At 73.8% G+C, this 17,125-nt stretch carries 16 protein-coding genes; 3 read left to right on the plus strand and 13 right to left on the minus strand.

Annotation, left to right across the window (positions count from 1 at the left end):
- Positions 1-70: 70 nt before the first annotated feature.
- Together FVE25_RS01550 and FVE25_RS01555 are read right to left on the minus strand one after the other, a co-directional pair.
- Complete coding sequence (locus FVE25_RS01550) at positions 71-2,155, minus strand: metallophosphoesterase (protein ID WP_157244542.1); 2,085 nt, start codon at positions 2,153-2,155, stop codon at positions 71-73.
- 445 nt (positions 2,156-2,600) lie between these two features.
- Positions 2,601-3,149: a CGNR zinc finger domain-containing protein gene (locus tag FVE25_RS01555; protein WP_157244543.1), complete on the minus strand. Its 549-nt coding sequence runs from the start codon at positions 3,147-3,149 to the stop codon at positions 2,601-2,603.
- Positions 3,150-3,194: 45 nt separating this feature from the next.
- Here FVE25_RS01555 and FVE25_RS01560 point away from each other — a divergent pair, with 45 nt between their 5' ends.
- Both FVE25_RS01560 and FVE25_RS01565 read left to right on the plus strand, forming a co-directional pair.
- A complete protein-coding gene (locus FVE25_RS01560; RefSeq protein ID WP_157244544.1) occupies positions 3,195-4,433 on the plus strand; it encodes an MFS transporter in 1,239 nt (412 codons plus the stop codon).
- Positions 4,434-4,451: 18 nt separating this feature from the next.
- Positions 4,452-4,784, plus strand: coding sequence for a YciI family protein (locus tag FVE25_RS01565; RefSeq protein ID WP_157244545.1), 333 nt, complete (start codon positions 4,452-4,454; stop codon positions 4,782-4,784).
- A gap of 89 nt (positions 4,785-4,873) precedes the next feature.
- On the opposite strand, the gene alc is transcribed toward FVE25_RS01565, so the two are convergent.
- The 7 genes from alc to FVE25_RS01600 all read right to left on the minus strand — a co-directional run bounded on the left by alc (position 4,874) and on the right by FVE25_RS01600 (position 12,099).
- Positions 4,874-5,821 carry an allantoicase gene (gene alc, locus FVE25_RS01570; RefSeq protein ID WP_157244546.1) on the minus strand — a complete coding sequence of 316 codons (948 nt, stop codon included), beginning with the start codon at positions 5,819-5,821 and terminating at the stop codon, positions 4,874-4,876.
- Entirely contained in the window at positions 5,822-7,135 is a 1,314-nt protein-coding gene (gene allB / locus FVE25_RS01575; protein ID WP_157244547.1) for an allantoinase AllB, read from the minus strand. It abuts the gene before it with no gap.
- A 1-nt stretch (position 7,136) separates the two neighbouring features.
- Positions 7,137-8,345: a glycerate kinase gene (locus tag FVE25_RS01580; protein WP_246266688.1), complete on the minus strand. Its 1,209-nt coding sequence runs from the start codon at positions 8,343-8,345 to the stop codon at positions 7,137-7,139.
- An 85-nt stretch (positions 8,346-8,430) separates the two neighbouring features.
- Entirely contained in the window at positions 8,431-10,131 is a 1,701-nt protein-coding gene (gcl, locus tag FVE25_RS01585; protein WP_181019469.1) for a glyoxylate carboligase, read from the minus strand.
- A gap of 2 nt (positions 10,132-10,133) precedes the next feature.
- Positions 10,134-10,964 carry an NAD(P)-dependent oxidoreductase gene (locus tag FVE25_RS01590; RefSeq protein WP_157244549.1) on the minus strand — a complete coding sequence of 277 codons (831 nt, stop codon included), beginning with the start codon at positions 10,962-10,964 and terminating at the stop codon, positions 10,134-10,136.
- Complete coding sequence (locus tag FVE25_RS01595) at positions 10,961-11,722, minus strand: hydroxypyruvate isomerase family protein (protein WP_219825261.1); 762 nt, start codon at positions 11,720-11,722, stop codon at positions 10,961-10,963. Before FVE25_RS01595 ends, FVE25_RS01590 begins: the two co-directional genes overlap by 4 nt.
- The gene (locus FVE25_RS01600) at positions 11,719-12,099 is read right to left on the minus strand and encodes an allophanate hydrolase-related protein (protein ID WP_157244552.1); all 381 of its coding nucleotides are present in this window, start codon (positions 12,097-12,099) and stop codon (positions 11,719-11,721) included. The genes FVE25_RS01595 and FVE25_RS01600 overlap by 4 nt, the downstream gene beginning before the upstream one ends.
- Before the next feature lie 358 nt (positions 12,100-12,457).
- Between FVE25_RS01600 and FVE25_RS01605 the strand changes: the two genes are divergently transcribed.
- Positions 12,458-13,612 (plus strand): winged helix DNA-binding domain-containing protein, encoded by a 1,155-nt coding sequence (locus FVE25_RS01605; protein WP_246266512.1) that lies wholly within the window; start codon positions 12,458-12,460, stop codon positions 13,610-13,612.
- 35 nt (positions 13,613-13,647) lie between these two features.
- Here the strand turns inward: FVE25_RS01605 and aztD are convergent, their stop codons facing one another.
- Genes aztD through aztB form a run of 4 tightly spaced genes read right to left on the minus strand, consistent with a single transcriptional unit; the run spans position 13,648 to position 17,103 of the window.
- Entirely contained in the window at positions 13,648-14,760 is a 1,113-nt protein-coding gene (gene aztD / locus FVE25_RS01610; protein WP_157244553.1) for a zinc metallochaperone AztD, read from the minus strand.
- Positions 14,757-15,623, minus strand: a complete 867-nt coding sequence (locus tag FVE25_RS01615) for a metal ABC transporter substrate-binding protein (protein WP_157244554.1) — start codon at positions 15,621-15,623, stop codon at positions 14,757-14,759. Before FVE25_RS01615 ends, aztD begins: the two co-directional genes overlap by 4 nt.
- On the minus strand, positions 15,620-16,285 hold the full coding sequence (locus tag FVE25_RS01620; protein ID WP_157244555.1) for a hypothetical protein: 666 nt from the start codon (positions 16,283-16,285) through the stop codon (positions 15,620-15,622). The genes FVE25_RS01615 and FVE25_RS01620 overlap by 4 nt, the downstream gene beginning before the upstream one ends.
- Complete coding sequence (gene aztB, locus FVE25_RS01625) at positions 16,282-17,103, minus strand: zinc ABC transporter permease AztB (RefSeq protein WP_157244557.1); 822 nt, start codon at positions 17,101-17,103, stop codon at positions 16,282-16,284. Before aztB ends, FVE25_RS01620 begins: the two co-directional genes overlap by 4 nt.
- Positions 17,104-17,125: the final 22 nt, after the last annotated feature.

Here is a 17,125-nt window from a genome sequence, read left to right on the forward strand (position 1 = left end):
TTTCCAGGCGGGAGAAGGGGACACGGGACGGGCGTGGCGAGGGGGGTGGCGTCCCGTGTCCCCCGGCTTGTCAGGAGCCGATGCTCACGTCGTCGACGGCGGCCTCGACCAGGCTGGCGCCGCCCATGTCGCCGGCCTCGACGGTGATGCGGACCGTCTGGCCGGCGAAGGCCGACAGGTCCGCGCTCGCCGTCGTCCAGGCGCCGTCCAGGTCGGCGCCGGACGTGCCCTTCCTCTCGAAGACGACGGACGTGCCGACCTTGACCCGGAAGAAGTCCTCCGGGCCGGCGTTGTCGCGATGGGCGAAGGCGTAGGAGAAGGTCAGCGTGGGCGCGCCGGCCGGCAGCGTGACCTCGGGGGAGCGCATGCTGGTGACGCCGCCGTCCACGTCGTGGGCGCCCGGGCCGGAGCCGGCCAGCCTGCCGGTCACCAGGGCGTTGACGCCGCTGACCGTGGCGCCGAGCTGCTTGACGCCCTCCTCCGCGGTCTCCTCGGGGTCGCCGCGCTGCCAGCGGCCGGTGGTGGCGGTGTCGGCGCCGGCCGCGTTCACGGTCCAGCCCCTGTCGCTCTCGAAGTCGTCGGCGAACACCGCGGGGGTCCCGACGCGCAGCGCGACGGCCGCGGTCCTGGTCAGGGCGCCGGACGTGCCGGTCACGGTCAGGCTGTGGGTGCCGGCCGGGGTGCCCGGGGCGGCGGTGACGGTGAGGGCGGCGTCTGCCGTACCTCCGGCCGGGGGCGTCACCGACGACGGCGAGATCGACGCGGTGACGCCGGACGGCTGGCCCGAGACGGTGAGCTGCGTCGCCGACGCGAAGCCGTTCAGGCTGGAGACGCGGACCGCCGCGGTGGCGGACGCGCCCGGGGCGACCGTCACCGGGTCCGCGGACACGCCGAAGTCTGGGCTCGTGCTCGCGCGGTGGCAGGTCGCCGAGCCGCTGTCGGTGAAGGTACGGCCGGCGATCGGCACGAAGTCGAAGCGGTAGCCGGTGCTCGACAGCGTCAGCTTCAGCACGCCGTGGGTGTTGGCGTTCTTGGCCTGCAGGTTCGCCGGGTTGCTGCCGCTCAGGCCGTAGAAGCTGCGGCCGCCGGTGCCGACCAGGATCTCGCGGACGCCGTCGGCCTTCGCGGCGCCCTGATGATCCTGCGGCGCCCAGCGCTGGTAGTTGTGGTCGTGCCCGGCCAGCAACAGGTCGGCCTTGTGGTCGTACAGCGCCTTCCACAGGGGCCGGGTGCCGGTCGAGGGGCTGTGGTTGCCGACGTTGTACAGCGGATGGTGCAGGTAGGCCGCGGTGCACGGCTTCGTGGTGGCCGCCAGGTCGCGGCGCAGCCACTGCTCCTGGGCCGAGCCCGCGCTCATCGAGATGTTGCTGTTGAGGGCGACGAAGTGCCAGTCGCCGACGTCCCAGCTGTAGTAGCCCTGGCCGCGGGCGCCGGCGCGGGCGCCGAAGTAGTCGAAGTACCCGGCGGCGCCGCTGGTGTTGTACTCGTGGTTGCCCGGGGTCGGGTACGTCTTGGTGAAGAAGGAGCCCCAGGTTCGTGCGTAGTCGCCCCGGTACTCGCTGAGCGTGCCGCTGTCGTAGGCGTTGTCGCCGGTGGTGAAGACGGCGGCCGGGTTCATGGCGGTGATCAGCCTGGCCGTCTCGGAGCACTGGCTGCCGCAGATGTCACCGGCGCCGGCCACGACGACGTCGGCCGTGGCACCGCTCTCGTAGCCGGTGACGGCGTACCTGCTGGCGGGGTTCTTGAGGTCCGGGGTCACGCGTACGCAGTCGCCCCGCAGGGAACGGGTGGTGAGCGTGCGGTCGCGGCCGTGGGCCCGGGTGAGGGTGAGCCGGCCGGACGTGGAGCCGGTCAGGGTGAGGGTGTCCGTGTCACGCAGGTCCAGGCCCTCGATGCGCAGGCGCATCCAGGTGGCGCCTTCCTCGCAGACGTTCTGAGGGGAGGGGCCGGACAGGTTCGTGTCATGCGTTTCCGCGCCGGGCTGGGGGATCTGGGGGACAACGCCGGCCTGGGGGATCTGGATCTGGAGCCGGGGCTGGGGGATCTGGACCTGGGATCGGGGCTGGGGGATGGCGGCGGCCTCGGCCGGGGCGGTGACGCCGAGTAACAGCAGGCAGGTCGTGCCGGCGATGAGGCGGTGTCGGTGAGGGATCACGGACGGGTCTTCCTCTCGGGGGTGTGCCGATCTGGTTCCGCGGGCCCACGGCGATCCGAAAACTAGTCAACCTGACCGGAGGGTCAATGGGTTGGTCAGGTATTCCGTGAATGGTCTGGTTCGGGGGTCCAGGTGAGAGGAGGGTGCCGGCGAGGCCAACGCTGATTGTTCCGTGAATTGAGGGGAAGGCCAGCCGGATTTATGGTGATAAATCCGGATATGCGGCCGTGGCGCGGCACGTCCGTGCCACTGGCACACCCGTCCACGCAGCTCACGGCCCCGCCCGCCGGCCCCGGTTCCGCGGCACGGGAAGCGCGCGTCGGCCGGCGCCCTCGGGGTGCCCGCGCGGGTCAGCGGTCACGGGATGCCAACGCCGTTTCGCGGACCGGGTGTGTGCGCCAACCAGCGGGCGGGTGTGCGCCAGCGGGTGGATCGGGGATGTGCGTCAGTCGGTGGTCCGGCGGCGCTCCCGGTAGGCCCGGACCTTCGCGATGCTCCCGCATCCCCGCGCCTCCGACCCGCCCGGGCTCATCACGCACCACCGGCGGCTGCCGTTGCGGCTGTGGTCGTAGAAGACCCATGAGCAGTCCGGGCACGCCTTCAGCCGCGCCCACTGGCCGGCCCGTACCGCCTCGGCCACCACCGCCAGGATCGCGCCGCCCGCCGTACCGTCCTCGGGGACCAGGGCGAGCGGCGGCCGGCCGGGATCCGCGGAGAGCTCCGCGCGCAGGGGGTGCCGCGCCAGCCACGGGCCGAGCGTGACGGGCCGCGCCTCGCCCAGCGCGGCCCGCAACGCCGCCCGCAGTTCCGCGATCCCGGGCGCGTCCTTCCGGCCGGGGAAGGCGAAGGCGGGCAGGTCGGCCCGCCAGGCGGCCGGGTCGGCGAGCAGGGCGGGGAGCCGGTCCTCGGGCGCCCGGGTGTCGTTGGGCACCCACCACGTGTTGAGGAACGTCCGCACCTGCTCCAGCGCACCCGGCGCCGCGCTCTCGCTCATGTAACCAGTTTACGCGATAGCCGGTAACTGTTACCGTCTAAATGTATGACCGGTAAACAGTATCTGGCCGTGCTCCGCTCACCCGGGATCGGCGTCTGGTTCGCGGTCCTGGTCTGCCAGCGCTTCCCGGTGGCCGCCGCGCCGCTCGCGCTCGTCTTCCTCGGCCACGCCGCCACCGGCTCCTACGCCGTCGGCGCCCTGCTGGGCGGCGGCCACGCCCTGGCCGAGGCGGTCGCCGCCGGTCCGCTGGGCAGGCGCTTCGACCGCAGGCCGGCGCGCGCCGAGGCCGCCCTGGTGCTGGGCGTCGAGGCGGGCGCGTTCGCGCTGCTGGCCGCGTTCGCCGCCACGCCGCGCGGCCCCTGGACCGTGCCGGGCATGCTCGCTCTGGCCGGGCTGGGCGGCGCGATCTCCGCGGGCGCCAACGGCGGCCTCCGCGCCCTCCTGGTACGGCTGGCACCGGGCGAGCGCCGGATCCCCGCGCTCAGCCTCGAATCGGCGGCCAGCACCACGGTCTGGACCGTCGCCCCGGCCGTCGTCGCCCTCCTGGCGGCGGCCGACCCGCGCATCGCGGTGCTCCTGATGGCCGCCACGGCCGCCGCCGGCGCCCTGATCGCCCGCCGTCTCGCCGACCCGTCTCGTGCGTCCGGCTCCTCGGTTGCCGGCCGCCTAGCCGAGCCGTCTCGCGCGGGCACCGCCACCCCGGCCGGCCTCTGGCGGACCGGCTGGCCCGCGATGGCCTTCGACGGCGCGATGATGTTCGCCTTCGGCGCCGTCAGCCTGGCGCTCCCCACGCTTCTGATCACCCACGGCGCCGGCGCCGGCCTGTCCGGCCCCGTCCTGACGGCCTACACGCTGGCCGGCATCGGCGGCGGCCTCCTCTACGGCGTCCGCGCCTGGCGCGGCAGCCCGCTGGCCCACGCCACGCTGCTGGCCACGGGCATCGGCCTCGCCCTGGGCGCCGCCGCCCTCGTGCCCGCGCTGGGCCTGGTGGTGGTCCTGTTCGCCGCCGCCGGCCTCCTGCAGACCCCCGCTCTGACCGCCCGCGCCGTGGCCCTGCAGGACCGGCTGCCCGAGTCGCAGTGGGCCGTGGGCTTCTCCGGCATGTACGCCGCGGGCGGCCTCGGGTACGGCGCCGCCGGGCTGAGCGTGGCCTGGCTCGTGGACCGGATCGGCGCCCAGCCCGCGATCGGCCTCTGCGTGGCGCTGAGCACGCTGGTCGTCCTGGTCTCGTCCGCCGCGGAATCCCGCGCCGCTGTCGAACTCCGGCCCGCTCGCGCGTCATGAGGGAGAAGGAGGTCCATCATGAGATTCGCGTTGCTGCTGTTCGACCACGAGGACTACTGGGCCACGGTGCCGCAGGCGGAGATGGAGGCGGCCGTGGCCGAGCACGCCGCGTTCGGCCGTTACCTGAGCGAACGCGGCGCCCCGTTCGCCGCGGCGGCCCTGAAACCCCAGTCCGAGGCCAGAACGCTGCGCTCCGGCGGCTCCGCTGCGGACGGCCCGTTCACGCCGCTGCGCGAGGACTTGGCCGGGATCTATCTGGTCGAATGCGCCGACCCGGACGAGGCGGAAGAGCTCGCCCGCCGGTGCCCGATGGGGGCGGGCATCGAGATCCGCCCTCTGTGGGAGGCATAGAGCCCCCTGCGGCAGGGTGGGGAGACGCGGCGGGCCGCCATGCTGACCGGCCGAAGGGAGGGCCGGTCAGCAGGAGATCGCGGCGCCGTTCAGGTCAGGGTGCCGTGCAGGCGGATGCGGGCCAGGCCGCCGTCCGGGTAGATGTCCGCGCGCACGTGCGTGACCGGCCGCGGCTCGGTGAGGCGGAAGCGGTGCGGGGTGTCGGGCTGCAGCCGGGTCCGGGCCAGCAGGTCGGACCAGTCGCCGTCCCCGTCGCGCCCCTGCAGCCGGATCTCGCCCGGCGCGTTGTACAGCAGGTTCGTGGTGTCGATCTCGGCCAGCCTGATGAGGCCGCGCCCGGCCAGGCGGATGACGATCCAGTCGTTGCCCGCGTCGCGCCGCCGCGCGGTCTCCCAGCCCTCGGCCTGGTGGCGGGCGAGGCCGGGGGCGATGGCGTGGTGCGGGGCGGAGTAGAACTCGTTGGAGCACTCCGTCACCACGGCCCCGTTGGCCAGCGCGGCCAGGTCCAGGCTGAGGCCGTCGTAGAGCGACAGGTCGGGGCGGACCTCGCCGTGCACGCGCAGCCGGGCGATCCCCCCGTCGGGGTACATGTTCAGGCGGACATGGGTGAACCGCTGCCCCGAGCGCACCTCGAAGGAGTGCTCCGCGTCGCCCTTCAGATCCACCTGGGGCAGGATCTCGGTCCACGCGGCCGCGGCCAGGTCCTCGGGCGAGGGGTGACCGGCCACCTCGCACGCCTCCACGGACGCGTGCGGCGGATAGTTGCCCTTGAACCACGCCGTGTCGATCACCAGGCCGCGCACGACACCCGGCAGCCCGAGCCGGACGATCGCCCAGTCGTGCCCCGGCGTGCGCCGCCGCCGGGTCTCCCAGCCGTCGTACACCTGGCCCTTGTTACCGAACGTCTCGGCCTGGAACGCCGGTCGGCCGGGGCGCACGAGCGCCTCCTTCTCGGCGAACGACTCGTCGCTGGCGGCCACGACGGCGCCGCCGTACGAGCGCAGGGCCAGGTCGGGCAGTCTGGTGAAGTCGGTCATTCAGCGTGCTCCCAACTGCAGGAAGGTTCCGTACGGCCGCGCCGTCACGTCGATGGGACGGCCGCGCAGCCAGGTGGTGCGGACGACGCCCCGGAGAGCGTGCCCGTGGTAAGGGGTCACGGGGTTCTTGTGGTGGAGGGCGTGGGCGTCCACGACGTGGGCGGCCTGGGGGTCGAAGGCGACGAGGTCGGCGTCGTTGCCCGGGGCGATCGTGCCCTTGCCGCTGACGCGGGCCAGCCGGGCGGGGCCTTCGGCCATCCAGCGGGCCACGTCGGCCAGGCCGTACCCACGCCGCGACGCCTCGGTCCAGACGGCGGTGAGGCCGAGCTGCAGGGAGGCGATGCCGCCCCACGCGGCGGCGAAGTCGGGCACCTTCAGGTCGGCCGGCGACGGCGAGTGGTCGGAGACGACGCAGGTCAGGGTGCCGTCCGCCAGGCCCTGCCAGAGCAGGTCGCGGTTGGCCGACGAGCGGATGGGCGGGCAGCACTTGTAGGCGGTCGCGCCCGCGGGGACCTGCTCGGCGGCGAGGGTCAGGTAGTGGGGGCAGGTTTCCGCGGTGATCGGGACGCCGGCGGCCTGCGCGTCGCGGAGCGGGCCGAGGCAGTCGGCGCTGGAGACGTGCAGGATGTGGACGCGGGCGCCGGTCTCGCGGGCCAGCCGGATGACGTGTTCGACGGCGCTGCGTTCGGCGGAGCCGGGGCGCGAGTCGAGAAATTCCGGATAGGTCGGGCCGGTGGGTTCGGCCAGCAGCGAGGGATCCTCCGCATGCACGATCATCAGCCCGTCGAAGGCGGCGATCTCGGCCAGCGCCGGTCGTACCTCCTCGAGGCCGAGCGGCGGGAACTCCTCCACCCCTGACGGCGACAGGAAGCACTTGAAGCCGAACACGCCCCGCTCGTGCAGGGGGCGCAGCTCCTTCACGTTGCCGGGCACCGCGCCGCCCCAGAAGCCGACGTCCACGTGGCACTGGCCGGCCGCGGCGGCCTTCTTCGCGCTCAGCGCGTCCGGGGTGACCGTGGGCGGCAGCGAGTTGAGCGGCATGTCCACGATCGTGGTGACGCCGCCCGCCGCGGCCGCCCGCGTGGCCGAGGCGAAGCCCTCCCAGTGGGTGCGGCCCGGCTCGTTGACGTGCACGTGCGTGTCGACCAGCCCGGGCAGCAGCGCGACCGGGCCGAGGTCGTGCTCGCGCGCCGCCGGCCGCGGTGCGTCGTACGGCAGCAGCGCCGCGATCGTGCCGTTCTGTACGGCTACCGCCGCGGCGCGCACCCCGTCCGGGGTCACCACGCGCCGCGAGCGGATCACCAGATCGTCCATGTCACGTCCATTCGGCGGCGATGCGGGCCGCCAGCCGTTCGAGCAGCGGGCCGGCCTCCGCCATGCAGCGGGCGGGGTCGGGTTCGAGGTCGGTGAGCGCGTAGGCGGCCTGGATGCCCGCGGCGCGCAGGTCGTCGTCGGAGAGCGTGCGCCGCCCGCAGACGGCCACCACGGGCACCCCGGCCACGGCGGCGGCCCGCGCGACGCCCACCGGGGCCTTGCCGCGCAGCGACTGCTCGTCCAGGGAGCCTTCGCCGGTGATGACCAGGCGGGCGCCGCGCACCTGCGCACCGAAGCCGAGCAGGTCGAGCAGGTACTCGATGCCGGGCTGGATGTCGGCCCGCAGGAAGGCGAGGGCGGCGAAGCCGACGCCGCCGCCCGCGCCCGCGCCGGGCGCCCCGGCGACGCCCATGGGTCTGGGGACGCCGTCGTGCGCGTGTTCATGGTCGCGCCCGCTTCGCTCCTCGTTGGCTCCTTCGTCGCTCTCTCGTCCCGAGCTCCTGCACTCCGGGGCGCCGACCAGGCCGTGCGTGGCGGCGGCGCGGGCGGCCAGGCGGGCCAGCCCGGCCTCCAGCACCTGGACGTCCTCGGGCGAGGCGCCCTTCTGGGGTCCGTAGACGGCGGCGGCGCCGTGCGCGCCGAGGAGCGGGTTGTCGACATCACTCGCGACCACCACCTCAACCCCATCAAGGCTGATAAATCCAGACATGTCGATCTTTGCCAGCTCCCGCAACGCCGCCCCACCCTCGGGCAGCTCCGCCCCGGCCTCGTCCAGGAACCGGGCGCCCAGCGCACGAGCCATCCCGGCCCCGCCGTCGGTGGAGGCGCTGCCCCCGATCCCGAGCACGATCCGGGTGGCCCCGCGCTTGACCGCGTCCGCGATCAGCTCCCCGGTCCCGTAGCTCGTGGCGGTGAGCGCCGCCGGCCCCCCGGGCAGCCGCCGCAGCCCGGACGCCTCGGCCATCTCGATGACCGCGGTCGGCGCCCTCCACGCGTAGGCGGCGGCCACCGGCTCGCCCGTGGGACCGGTGACGGTCAGCGGAACACGCTCGAAACCGCAGGCCACGGCGGCGTCGACGGTGCCGTCGCCCCCGTCGGCCACGGGCAGCTCGACCGCCGGCACGCCCAGCCCGGCCGAGACCCGGGCGGCGACCTCGGGCGCCGTGAGCGACCCCTTGAACTTGTCGGGTGCGATCAGCACGTGCTCCACCACTACGAACTCCTCGCGAGCTGTTACAGAATGGCTGGACACGCCTTCCTGCCCGGTGCGAGCGGGCAGGAGGGCGTGCCTATCATCACACCTGCTCCGGAAGGGGTTCGAACTCGCGTACCGCGTCGATGGACGAGACGCTGTGCGGGGTGTTGGCCTCACGCTCGATCATGATCTCCACAAGGACCGGACGCGAGGTGCGCCGCGCCTCCTTGGCGGCCCATTCCAGCGACGGCCGGATCCGCGCCGGGTCGTGCACCCGCGTCCCCGCGCAGCCGTACGCCTCCATGATCTTGACGTTGTCGCTGCCGAACTCGTCGTAGTGGATGTCGACCTCGTAGTTCATGTCGTAGCCGATCGACGCCTGCCGGATCAGCCCGAGGTATTCATTGTTCAGCATCACCAGCACGAACGGCACGTTGTACTGCGCCGCCACCGCCAGCTCCTCCACCAGGAACTGGAAGCCGTAGTCGCCCACGACGCCGACCACGGTCGCCTCCGGGCGGGCCTTCTTGACGCCGATCGCCGCCGGGATCTCCCAGCCGAGCGGCCCGGCCTGCCCGCACACCTGGTAGCGGCGCGGCTTGCCGGCCTTCTGGTGCTGGCCGCCCCAGATCTGGTAGAGGCCGATCGCGGTGACGAAGTAGGTCTCGTCGTCGAAGAACTCGTTGATCTCCTTGTAGACGCGGGGCGCCTTGATCGGGACGTCGTCGAAGTCCTCGCGCCGGGTGAGCATGCGCTTCAGCTCCTGCACGCGCGCCACCCACCTTCCAGGCGTACGGCTGACGCCGCGCTCGCGCGCCAGGCCGGTGAGCGCCCGCAGGAACAGCCGCGTGTCGGAGACGATGCCCAGGTCGGGGCCGAAGACCCGGCCGATCTGGGTCGGTTCGATGTCCACGTGGATGAACGCGCGCTCGCCCCGGTAGACGTCGAGCGCGCCGGTGTGCCGGTCGCCGAACCGGGCGCCGAGCGCCAGCACCAGGTCCGACTCCAGGAAGGAGGCGTTGCCGTACCGCTGCGAGGTCTGGATGCCGGTCATGCCGCAGTACAGCGGGTGGTCCTCGGCGAAGGAGCCCTTGCCCATGAGCGTGGCCTGCACCGGGATCTGCAGCAACCCGGCGAGCTCGGCCAGCTCGGGTGCGGCGTCGGCGAGGATGACGCCGCCGCCGGACAGGATGATCGGCCGCTCGGCGGCCAGCAGCATGTCCAGGGCGCGCTCGACGCGCGGCAGGTGCGGGCGCACCTCGCTGACGGGCAGCGGCGCGTCGATCGACGGGTCGTACTCGATCTCCTGCTTGGCGACGTCCACCGGGATGTCGATCAGGACCGGCCCAGGGCGGCCCGAGCGGGCGATCCGGAACGCCTCGCGGAAGATCCATGGCGCCTGGGCGGCCTCCTTGATCTGCACCGCCCACTTGGTGACCGGCTTGGCGATCTCCACGATGTCCACCGCCTGGAACGCCTCCTGGTGCAGCTTCGTGGAGGCGGCCTGGCCGGTGACGCAGATCATCGGGATCGAGTCGGCGATCGCGGTGTAGAGGCCGGTGATCATGTTGGTGCCGGCCGGTCCCGAGGTGCCGATGGCCACGCCGGCGCGGCCGTTGGTGCGCGCCCAGCCGTCGGCCATGTGGGTGGCGCCCTCCTCGTGCCGGACGATGAGGTGCTCGATGCCGCCGAGCCGCTCCATCGCCTTGTAGAGGGGCAGGATGGCCGCGCCGGGGCAGCCGAAGGCGACGTCGACGCCCTCCGACTTCAGGACGTGGACCACGGCCTCCATCGCGGGCATCTTCATCGGCTCAGCCCTTCGACGACCTTGAGCAGGGCGGAGTGGTCCAGCCCGCCGTACCCCTGGGCGCGCGCGGAGGCGACGAGCTGCGCGGTGAGCGCGCCCATGGGGACGGCCACGCCGGCGCCGCGGGCGGCGTCGAGGACGATGCCCATGTCCTTGTGGTGCAGGTCGATGCGGAAGCCGGGCCGGAAGTCCCTGGCCAGCATGGACGTGCGCTTGAGGTCGAGGATGCGGCCGGCGGCCAGGCCGCCGGCGAGCACGTCCAGCCCGGCGGCGGCGTCCACTCCGGCCGCCTCCATGAGCACGATGGCCTCGGCGAGGAGGGCGTAGGTGCCGCCGACGACGAGCTGGTTGGCGGCCTTGACGTACTGCCCCGCGCCGGGGCCGCCGACGAGCCTGTACGTCGTGGCCACGGCCTCGAAGACCGGCTGGGCGGCCGCGAAGTCCGCCGCCGAGCCGCCGGCCATGATGGACAGGACGGCGTCGATCGCGCCCTTCTCACCGCCGGAGACCGGGGCGTCCAGGGTGCGCTTCCACTGCTGGGCGAGCTTCTGGGAGGTCTGCGGGGTGATGGTGGAGAAGTCGATGTAGAGGGCGTCTTGAGGGGCGTTCGCCGAAATTTCCGGGAAAACCGCCTCAACCTGCGGGTCCGCGGGCAGCATCGTGATCACCACGTCCGCGTCCCGGACCGCCTCGGCGACACTGCCCGCGAGGGCGCCCTCGAAATCCACGGGGCTCAGGTCGTGGCCGGTGACCTCGTGTTCCGCCCTGACCAGGTGCCCGGCCATGGGCCTGCCCATGACGCCGAGCCCGATGAAACCGATCTTCACTGCGAGAACTCCTTGATCCACGAGAAATCCAGGCCGGGGTCCTTGTACTCCAGGCCCACCCAGCCGTCGTAGCCGCCGAGGAGATCCTTGAACGGCAGCTCCCCGGTGCCGGGACGGCCGCGCCCCGGGCTGTCGGCGATCTGGACGTGGCCGACCAGCGGATGTGCGAGCGCCGCGGTCAGGTCCTCGCCCATGCGGGCCAGGTGGTAGAGGTCGCACAGGAAGCGCACGTTCGGCTCCCCGACGCCCTCGATCACGTCGATCGCCCCCTTCACCGACACCAGCGGATAGGACGGCGACTCGTAGCTGTTGAGCGCCTCGACCAGCACCACCGCGCCGGCCGCGGCCGCCTTGCGCGCGGCCAGCGCCAGGTTCTCCAGCGCCACCTCGTCCTGCCGCCGCTCCGACAGCCCGGGCACCCGGTTGCCGTAGAGCGCGTTGAGCGCCCGGCAGCCGAGCCGCCCGGCGATCCCGGCGGCCACGTCGAGGTTGTCGCGCAGCCGTACCCGGTCGCCGGGCCGGGAGAACAGCCCGCGCCCGCCCTCGGGGAGGTCGTCGAGGAAGTTCAGCCCGACGAGCTGGACCCCGGCGTCCTCGACCGCGGCGACGAACGCGTCCACCGCACGGTCATCGGGTACGGCTGCCGCGAACGGCCACCAGAACTCCACCCCGTCGAACCCGGCGGCCTTGGCCGCGGCCGGCCGCTCCAGCAGCGGCCGGTCGGTGAACAGGATGGAGCAGTTGACGTCGAACCTCACGCTCTCTCCTTCCGGTAGGCGCGCCACGAGCCGTAGCCGGTGATGTCGGCCAGTTCGGCGTGCGAGGTGCTCGGCCGGCGCAGCAGCATGGCCAGGGCGGAGCCGCCGTCGGCCAGCTCGATCACCCCGAGCTCCAGCTCCGGCGGCTCGGCCGGGAGGACCTCGTCGCGCAGCCGGTCCAGGTCCAGGTCGTACAGCTCGCCGTCGATCTCGGCCCCGCCGTGCGAGACGGGGAACAGCGCCGGGCAGCGGTCGCCGACGGCGTAGAAGCGGTATTTGGCGGCGGTGCGGGTCTCGGCCACGAGGGGCGCGCCGCCGAGCAGGTGGTGCAGCGGTCCGCCCCGCATGGCGCCGCCGTTGAGGAACATCAGGGTCATGCAGGCTCCTTCGCTGGGGCCCGTGGGTCTGCCCGGTGACGGGCAGCGCGGTGCCTGAGTGCCGTTTCAGTACACCCAGGCGGTTCCCGCCGGGTCTAGCCGCGAGAACTCCGAAGCTGCGCCGCGGGACCGGCGATCAGCTTGTGCGTTGCGCCAAGCGCAGCTGGTTGAAGAGCACCAGGATGCCGCCCGCGATCGCCACACGCCCACGCACTGGATGAGCGTGGCGACGCCGCTGGTCGACCGGGTGCACCTCTGTTGTCATGGACGACTCCAGAGGCCGGGGCATGCCCTGCAGCGGCGATGTCCCCGGGGTGTGCGAAGGTGTCCTGGAACCACGCACGGGACGGAGGCACCGGTGGAACGGATCACAGCGCGGCAGCGGCGCGCGCGCCTGGGCGCACGCCAGGCGCTGGCCCGCAAGGCGGCCGGCGTCGAGGAGGCCGTCGCGTCGGTGGTGGCGCTGCACGCGACCGACCCGGCGACCGTCTTCCTGTCGGCCGGTGCGCGGCTGGCCCTTCCCACGGTGGAGGCGGTCGAGAAGGCGTTGTACGCCGACCGCACCCTGGTGCGGATGACCGGCATGCGGCGCACCGTCTTCGTGGTGCCCCGGGAGCTCGTGCCCGTCGTGCACCACTCCTCGACCGCGGCGATCGCGGTCAGGGAGCGCCGGCAACTGGTCAAGCACTTCGCCGAGGGCGGCCCGTTCGACGAGCCGTGGATCGCCGCCGCCGAGGCCGCGGTGGTCGCCGCCCTGGGCGAGCTGGGCGAGGCGGAGGCCACCGAACTGCGCGAGGCCGTGCCGTACCTGCGCGAGCAGATCGTCTACGCGCCCGGCACGTCCTCAGAGACCCGCGTCGGCGTGGCCTCACGGCTGCTCACGCTCATGGCGATGGACGGCGTCGTGGTACGGCGCGGCCGCCCCGCGGGCTCGTGGATCAGCGGCCGCCACCGGTGGGCGCTGGCCGGGGCCATGGCCGAGATGCCGGTGGCCGAGGCGCAGGCGGCACTGGTGGAGCGGTGGCTGCGCGCCTTCGGCCCCGGCACCGAGGCCGACCTCAAGTGGTGGACCGGCTGGACGCTCGGCGACACGCGCCGCGCGCTGAAGGCGGTGGGCGCGGCCGAGGTCGCCCTGGACGAGGGCACCGGCTACGTCCTGCCCGAGGAGGACGGCCTCCCGGGCGAGGCCGGGCCGTGGGCGGCGTTCCTGCCCGCCCTCGACCCGACGCCGATGGGCTGGCAGGGACGCGACTGGTACCTGGCGCCCGAGCACCGGCCGCTGCTGTTCGACCGCAGCGGCAACGTGGGCCCGACCATCTGGTGGGACGGCCGGGTGGCGGGCGGCTGGGCGACGCGGGCGGACGGCGAGGTCGTCTGGCGGCTGCTGGACGACGTGGGCGCGGAGGCGCGGGCGGCCGTGGAGGCCGAGGCGGCCGGGCTGGCCGCCTGGCTGGGCGGCGTCCGGATCACCCCGCGCTTCCGCACCCCGCTGGAACGCGAGCTGACCGCCTGACCGCCGGGCCGCCTGACCGCCGGGCCGCCGGACCGTCAGGCCACGCCGCTCAGCTCGTTGGGCGGCTTGGGCAGCGTCGTGGTGCGGGTCGTCTTGCCCGCGGCCAGGTCGACGGCGTGCACCTGCCGCTTGGCCGGGTCGCTGACGTAGGCCGTGCCGCCGCGCACGAACAGCGCGGGCCTGGGCTGCTGCCAGTCCGCCGGTTCGCTCCACGCGCCCAGCACCGGGATGCTCCTGACCACCTTGGCCGCCGCCGGGTCGATCACGTGCAGGCGGCCGTCGGTGCCCAGGACCAGCCCTTCTCCGGCCGGGCCCCTGCCCAGCGAGCGGAAGGTGTAGCTGGTGCCCAGGCTCAGCAGCTTCATCGTGCCCGTCGCGGTGTCGATGAGCGAGACCTGCTGAGGGCGTTCCACCTCGGCGCCGGGGTCCTTCTTGTAGTCGCCGAGGACGATCGGGGAGCGCTCGGAGCCCGCCTGGTTGCCGATCCGGCCGTAGCGGTCCGGGCTGGCGATCTTGCGGATGGCGCCGTCCTTGTACAGCAGGACGCCGTTCTCGCAGCCGACGACGACCGCCTCGCCCTGGGCGGTGGCCTCCCCGTGCACGCCGGGGCAGCTCTCGTCGCGCGCCTTCTCCTTGCGCGCGGCGTCCAGTACGGCGATGCCGCGGCGTTCCTTCTCGGTGCCCAGCGTGACCACGAGCTCGCCGCCGGCCAGTTCGACCGCGACGCCGTGGTGGGGCGCGGCCGCGGTGTACGTCGTGACCGGGGGCAGGCCGTCGCCCAGCTTCTCCGGGTCGAAGCTGGTGACCACGCCGCTGCCGTCGGCGAAGAGGACGGTCTTGCCGGCGTGCCGTACGACGTGGCCGGGTTCGGCCGCCTTGAACTCGTCGGCCTTCAGCTCGCCGGCGGCGGCGTCGAGCACGCGGAACCCGGTGGCGGTGGAGACCAGCACGTGCCGGTCGTCCCCGGCCGGATTGACCCGGTTGAAGCCGGGCAGCGGCAGGTCCTTGGACAGGGTGAGCCGGTCGCCGTCCAGGACGTACAGGCCGCCGTCGTAGGTGAGGACGAGGGGGTTCGCACCGGCCTGCGCGGGTGTGCCGCAGGCGCACAGGGCGGCCAGCAGCCCGGCGGCGAGGAGGGACTTCGTCATGGGGAGCCTTTCAGGTGAGTGACGATGGCGTCGGTGTTGGCCCGCATGAGGCCGAGATAGGTGGAGGCGGGACCGCGGGCGGTCAGCGACTCCGAGTAGAGGGGGACGACCCGGACGTCGAGCCCGGCCTGGGTGGCCAGCGCCCGGGCCAGGCGGTCGGGGTGGGAGGAGTCGGCGAAGATCGCGCCGACCCGGTGGGCGCGCACGGCCCGGCTGAGCCCGGCCAGGTCGGCGGCGCTGGGGGAGGCCAGCGTGGTTCCGCTCGGGATGACCGCCCCGATCACGGTGAAGCCGTAGCGGGCGGCGAAGTACCCGAAGACGTGGTGGTTGGTGATGAGCTTGCGGCGTTCCGGCGGCACGGTCGCGACCCGCGCCCCGATCCAGGCGTCCAGGTCGTCCAGCCGCTTCTTGTACGCCTCGGCGTTGGCCCGGATCGCGGCGGCGTCCACGCCGTCCACCTCCGCCGCGATCCGGGCGGCTATCAGGTCCACGGCCCGGCGGACGCGGCGGGGGTCGGTCCAGAAGTGCGGGTCGGACCCGATCGGGCCCACGCCCTCCGCGACCGCGAGCGCGGGCGTGCGCCGGGCCGCCCGCACGTGCCGCAGCACGCCTTCCTCGAGGCCGAGGCCGTTGTGCACGATGAGCTGGGCGCGTTCCAGCCCGGCGGCCTGGGCCGCGGAGACGCCGAAGGAGTGGGGATCGGCGTCGGCCTTCATCAGCACGCTGACCGTCGCTTCCCCGCCCGCCACGGCGCGGACGAGGTCGCCGAGGATGTTGGTGGTGACGACCACGTCGGCGTCGGGGGATCGGCCGCACCCGGCCAGGGCGAGCACGAGGAGGAGGCAGGACAGGACGCGTCTCATCGGCCCGTCTCCACCATGAGCCCGGGCGTGAAGCCGAGCCGGAACGTGCGCGCCCGGCGCAGGCCGTCGCGGTAGTCGATCTCGTGTACGGCCCTGCCGCGGGGGTCGCTGACGTAGGCGCGGGCCGGGTCGGCCTGGACGGTGGCGCCGCCGATCGGGGGCGTGAGCAGCTTGACCCGGGCACGCTGGCGTCCCTTGCGGTCGTAGGCGCGCAGGGTTCCGTCGCGGGTCAGGCACAGCCTGCCCGCGTCCGTCTTCTCGCAGGTGCGCGTGCGCGGCGGGGCGCCGTCCGTCCGGGGGCCGAGGTCGCGGGGCCGGGTGCGGTAGTGGTGCTTGTGGTCGCCGTGGTCGACGGTCCAGGAGCCGCCGTCCACCGCGCGGACCGTCCGGCCGCCCGCGCTCAGGTAGGCGTGGCGGCCGTCGCCGCCGATGCCGTCGGCCCCGGGGACGTGGGCGACCAGGGTCACCTCCCCGGTGGTCAGGTCCAGGACGTGGACGGCGCCGGTGCCCGGGTCGGCCAGCACGAGCCTGGGCTGGGGCTCGGCCACCTCCTCGGCCCCGGCCACGTAGCCGTGCGGCGTCTCGGGGGCCGCCGTCGCCTGGGGAACCGTGGCGCAGGAGGCGAGGAGGAGGGCGGCGCAAGCCGTACCGAACGCCTTCACGCGGCGCCCCCGATCAGGCGGCGGGCCAGCGCCGAGACGAAGAACGCGGCCACCGCGACGGCGGTGATCGTCGCCCCGGCCGCGGTCCCGAGGTGCCAGGACAGCAGGAGCCCGGCGGCGGTCGCCGCGCTGCCGATGAGCGCGGCGCCGAGCATGACCGCGGGCACCCGCCGCGCCCACAGCAGCGCCGCGGCGGGCGGCGCGACGAGCAGGCCGAAGACCAGCATCGTGCCCACCACGTGGAAGCAGGCAACCACGGCCAGCGTGATCAGGCCCAGCATCGCCGCGTGCGCCACCCCGGGCCGCAACCCCAGCGTGTGCGCCTTGCGCGGGTCGAAGGTCAGCGCGGTGAAGGCGCGGTGGCCGAGCAGGGAGACCAGCGCGGCCAGGGTCAGCGCCGCGCCGATGAGCAGCAGGTCCTCGGCGCGTACGGCCAGCACGTCGCCGAACAGGTAGCCGGTCAGGTCCACGGCGAACGAGCGCGAGTGGGAGACGACGATGACGCCCAGCGCCAGCATCCCGGCGAACAGCAGCCCGATGCCGGTGTCCTGGGAGAGCCGGGGGGAGCGGCCGAGCGCGGTCACGCCCAGCGCCATGGCCGCGGCGCCGGCCGCGGCCCCGGCCAGGATGCTGCCGCCGAGCAGCGCGGCGATGGCCACGCCGGGGAGAAGGGCGTGGGAGACGGCGTCGCCCAGGAACGCCATGCCACGCAGAACCACCCATGTGCCCGCCAGGGCGCACAGAAACGACACGAGGATCCCGGCCCACAGTGCCTGCCGTACGAAGGACACCTGGAAGGGATCGGACAACCATTCCATAGCCCGGCACTCTACAATGAAA

Source organism: Nonomuraea typhae (assembly GCF_009760925.1).
Lineage (GTDB): Bacteria > Actinomycetota > Actinomycetes > Streptosporangiales > Streptosporangiaceae > Nonomuraea > Nonomuraea typhae.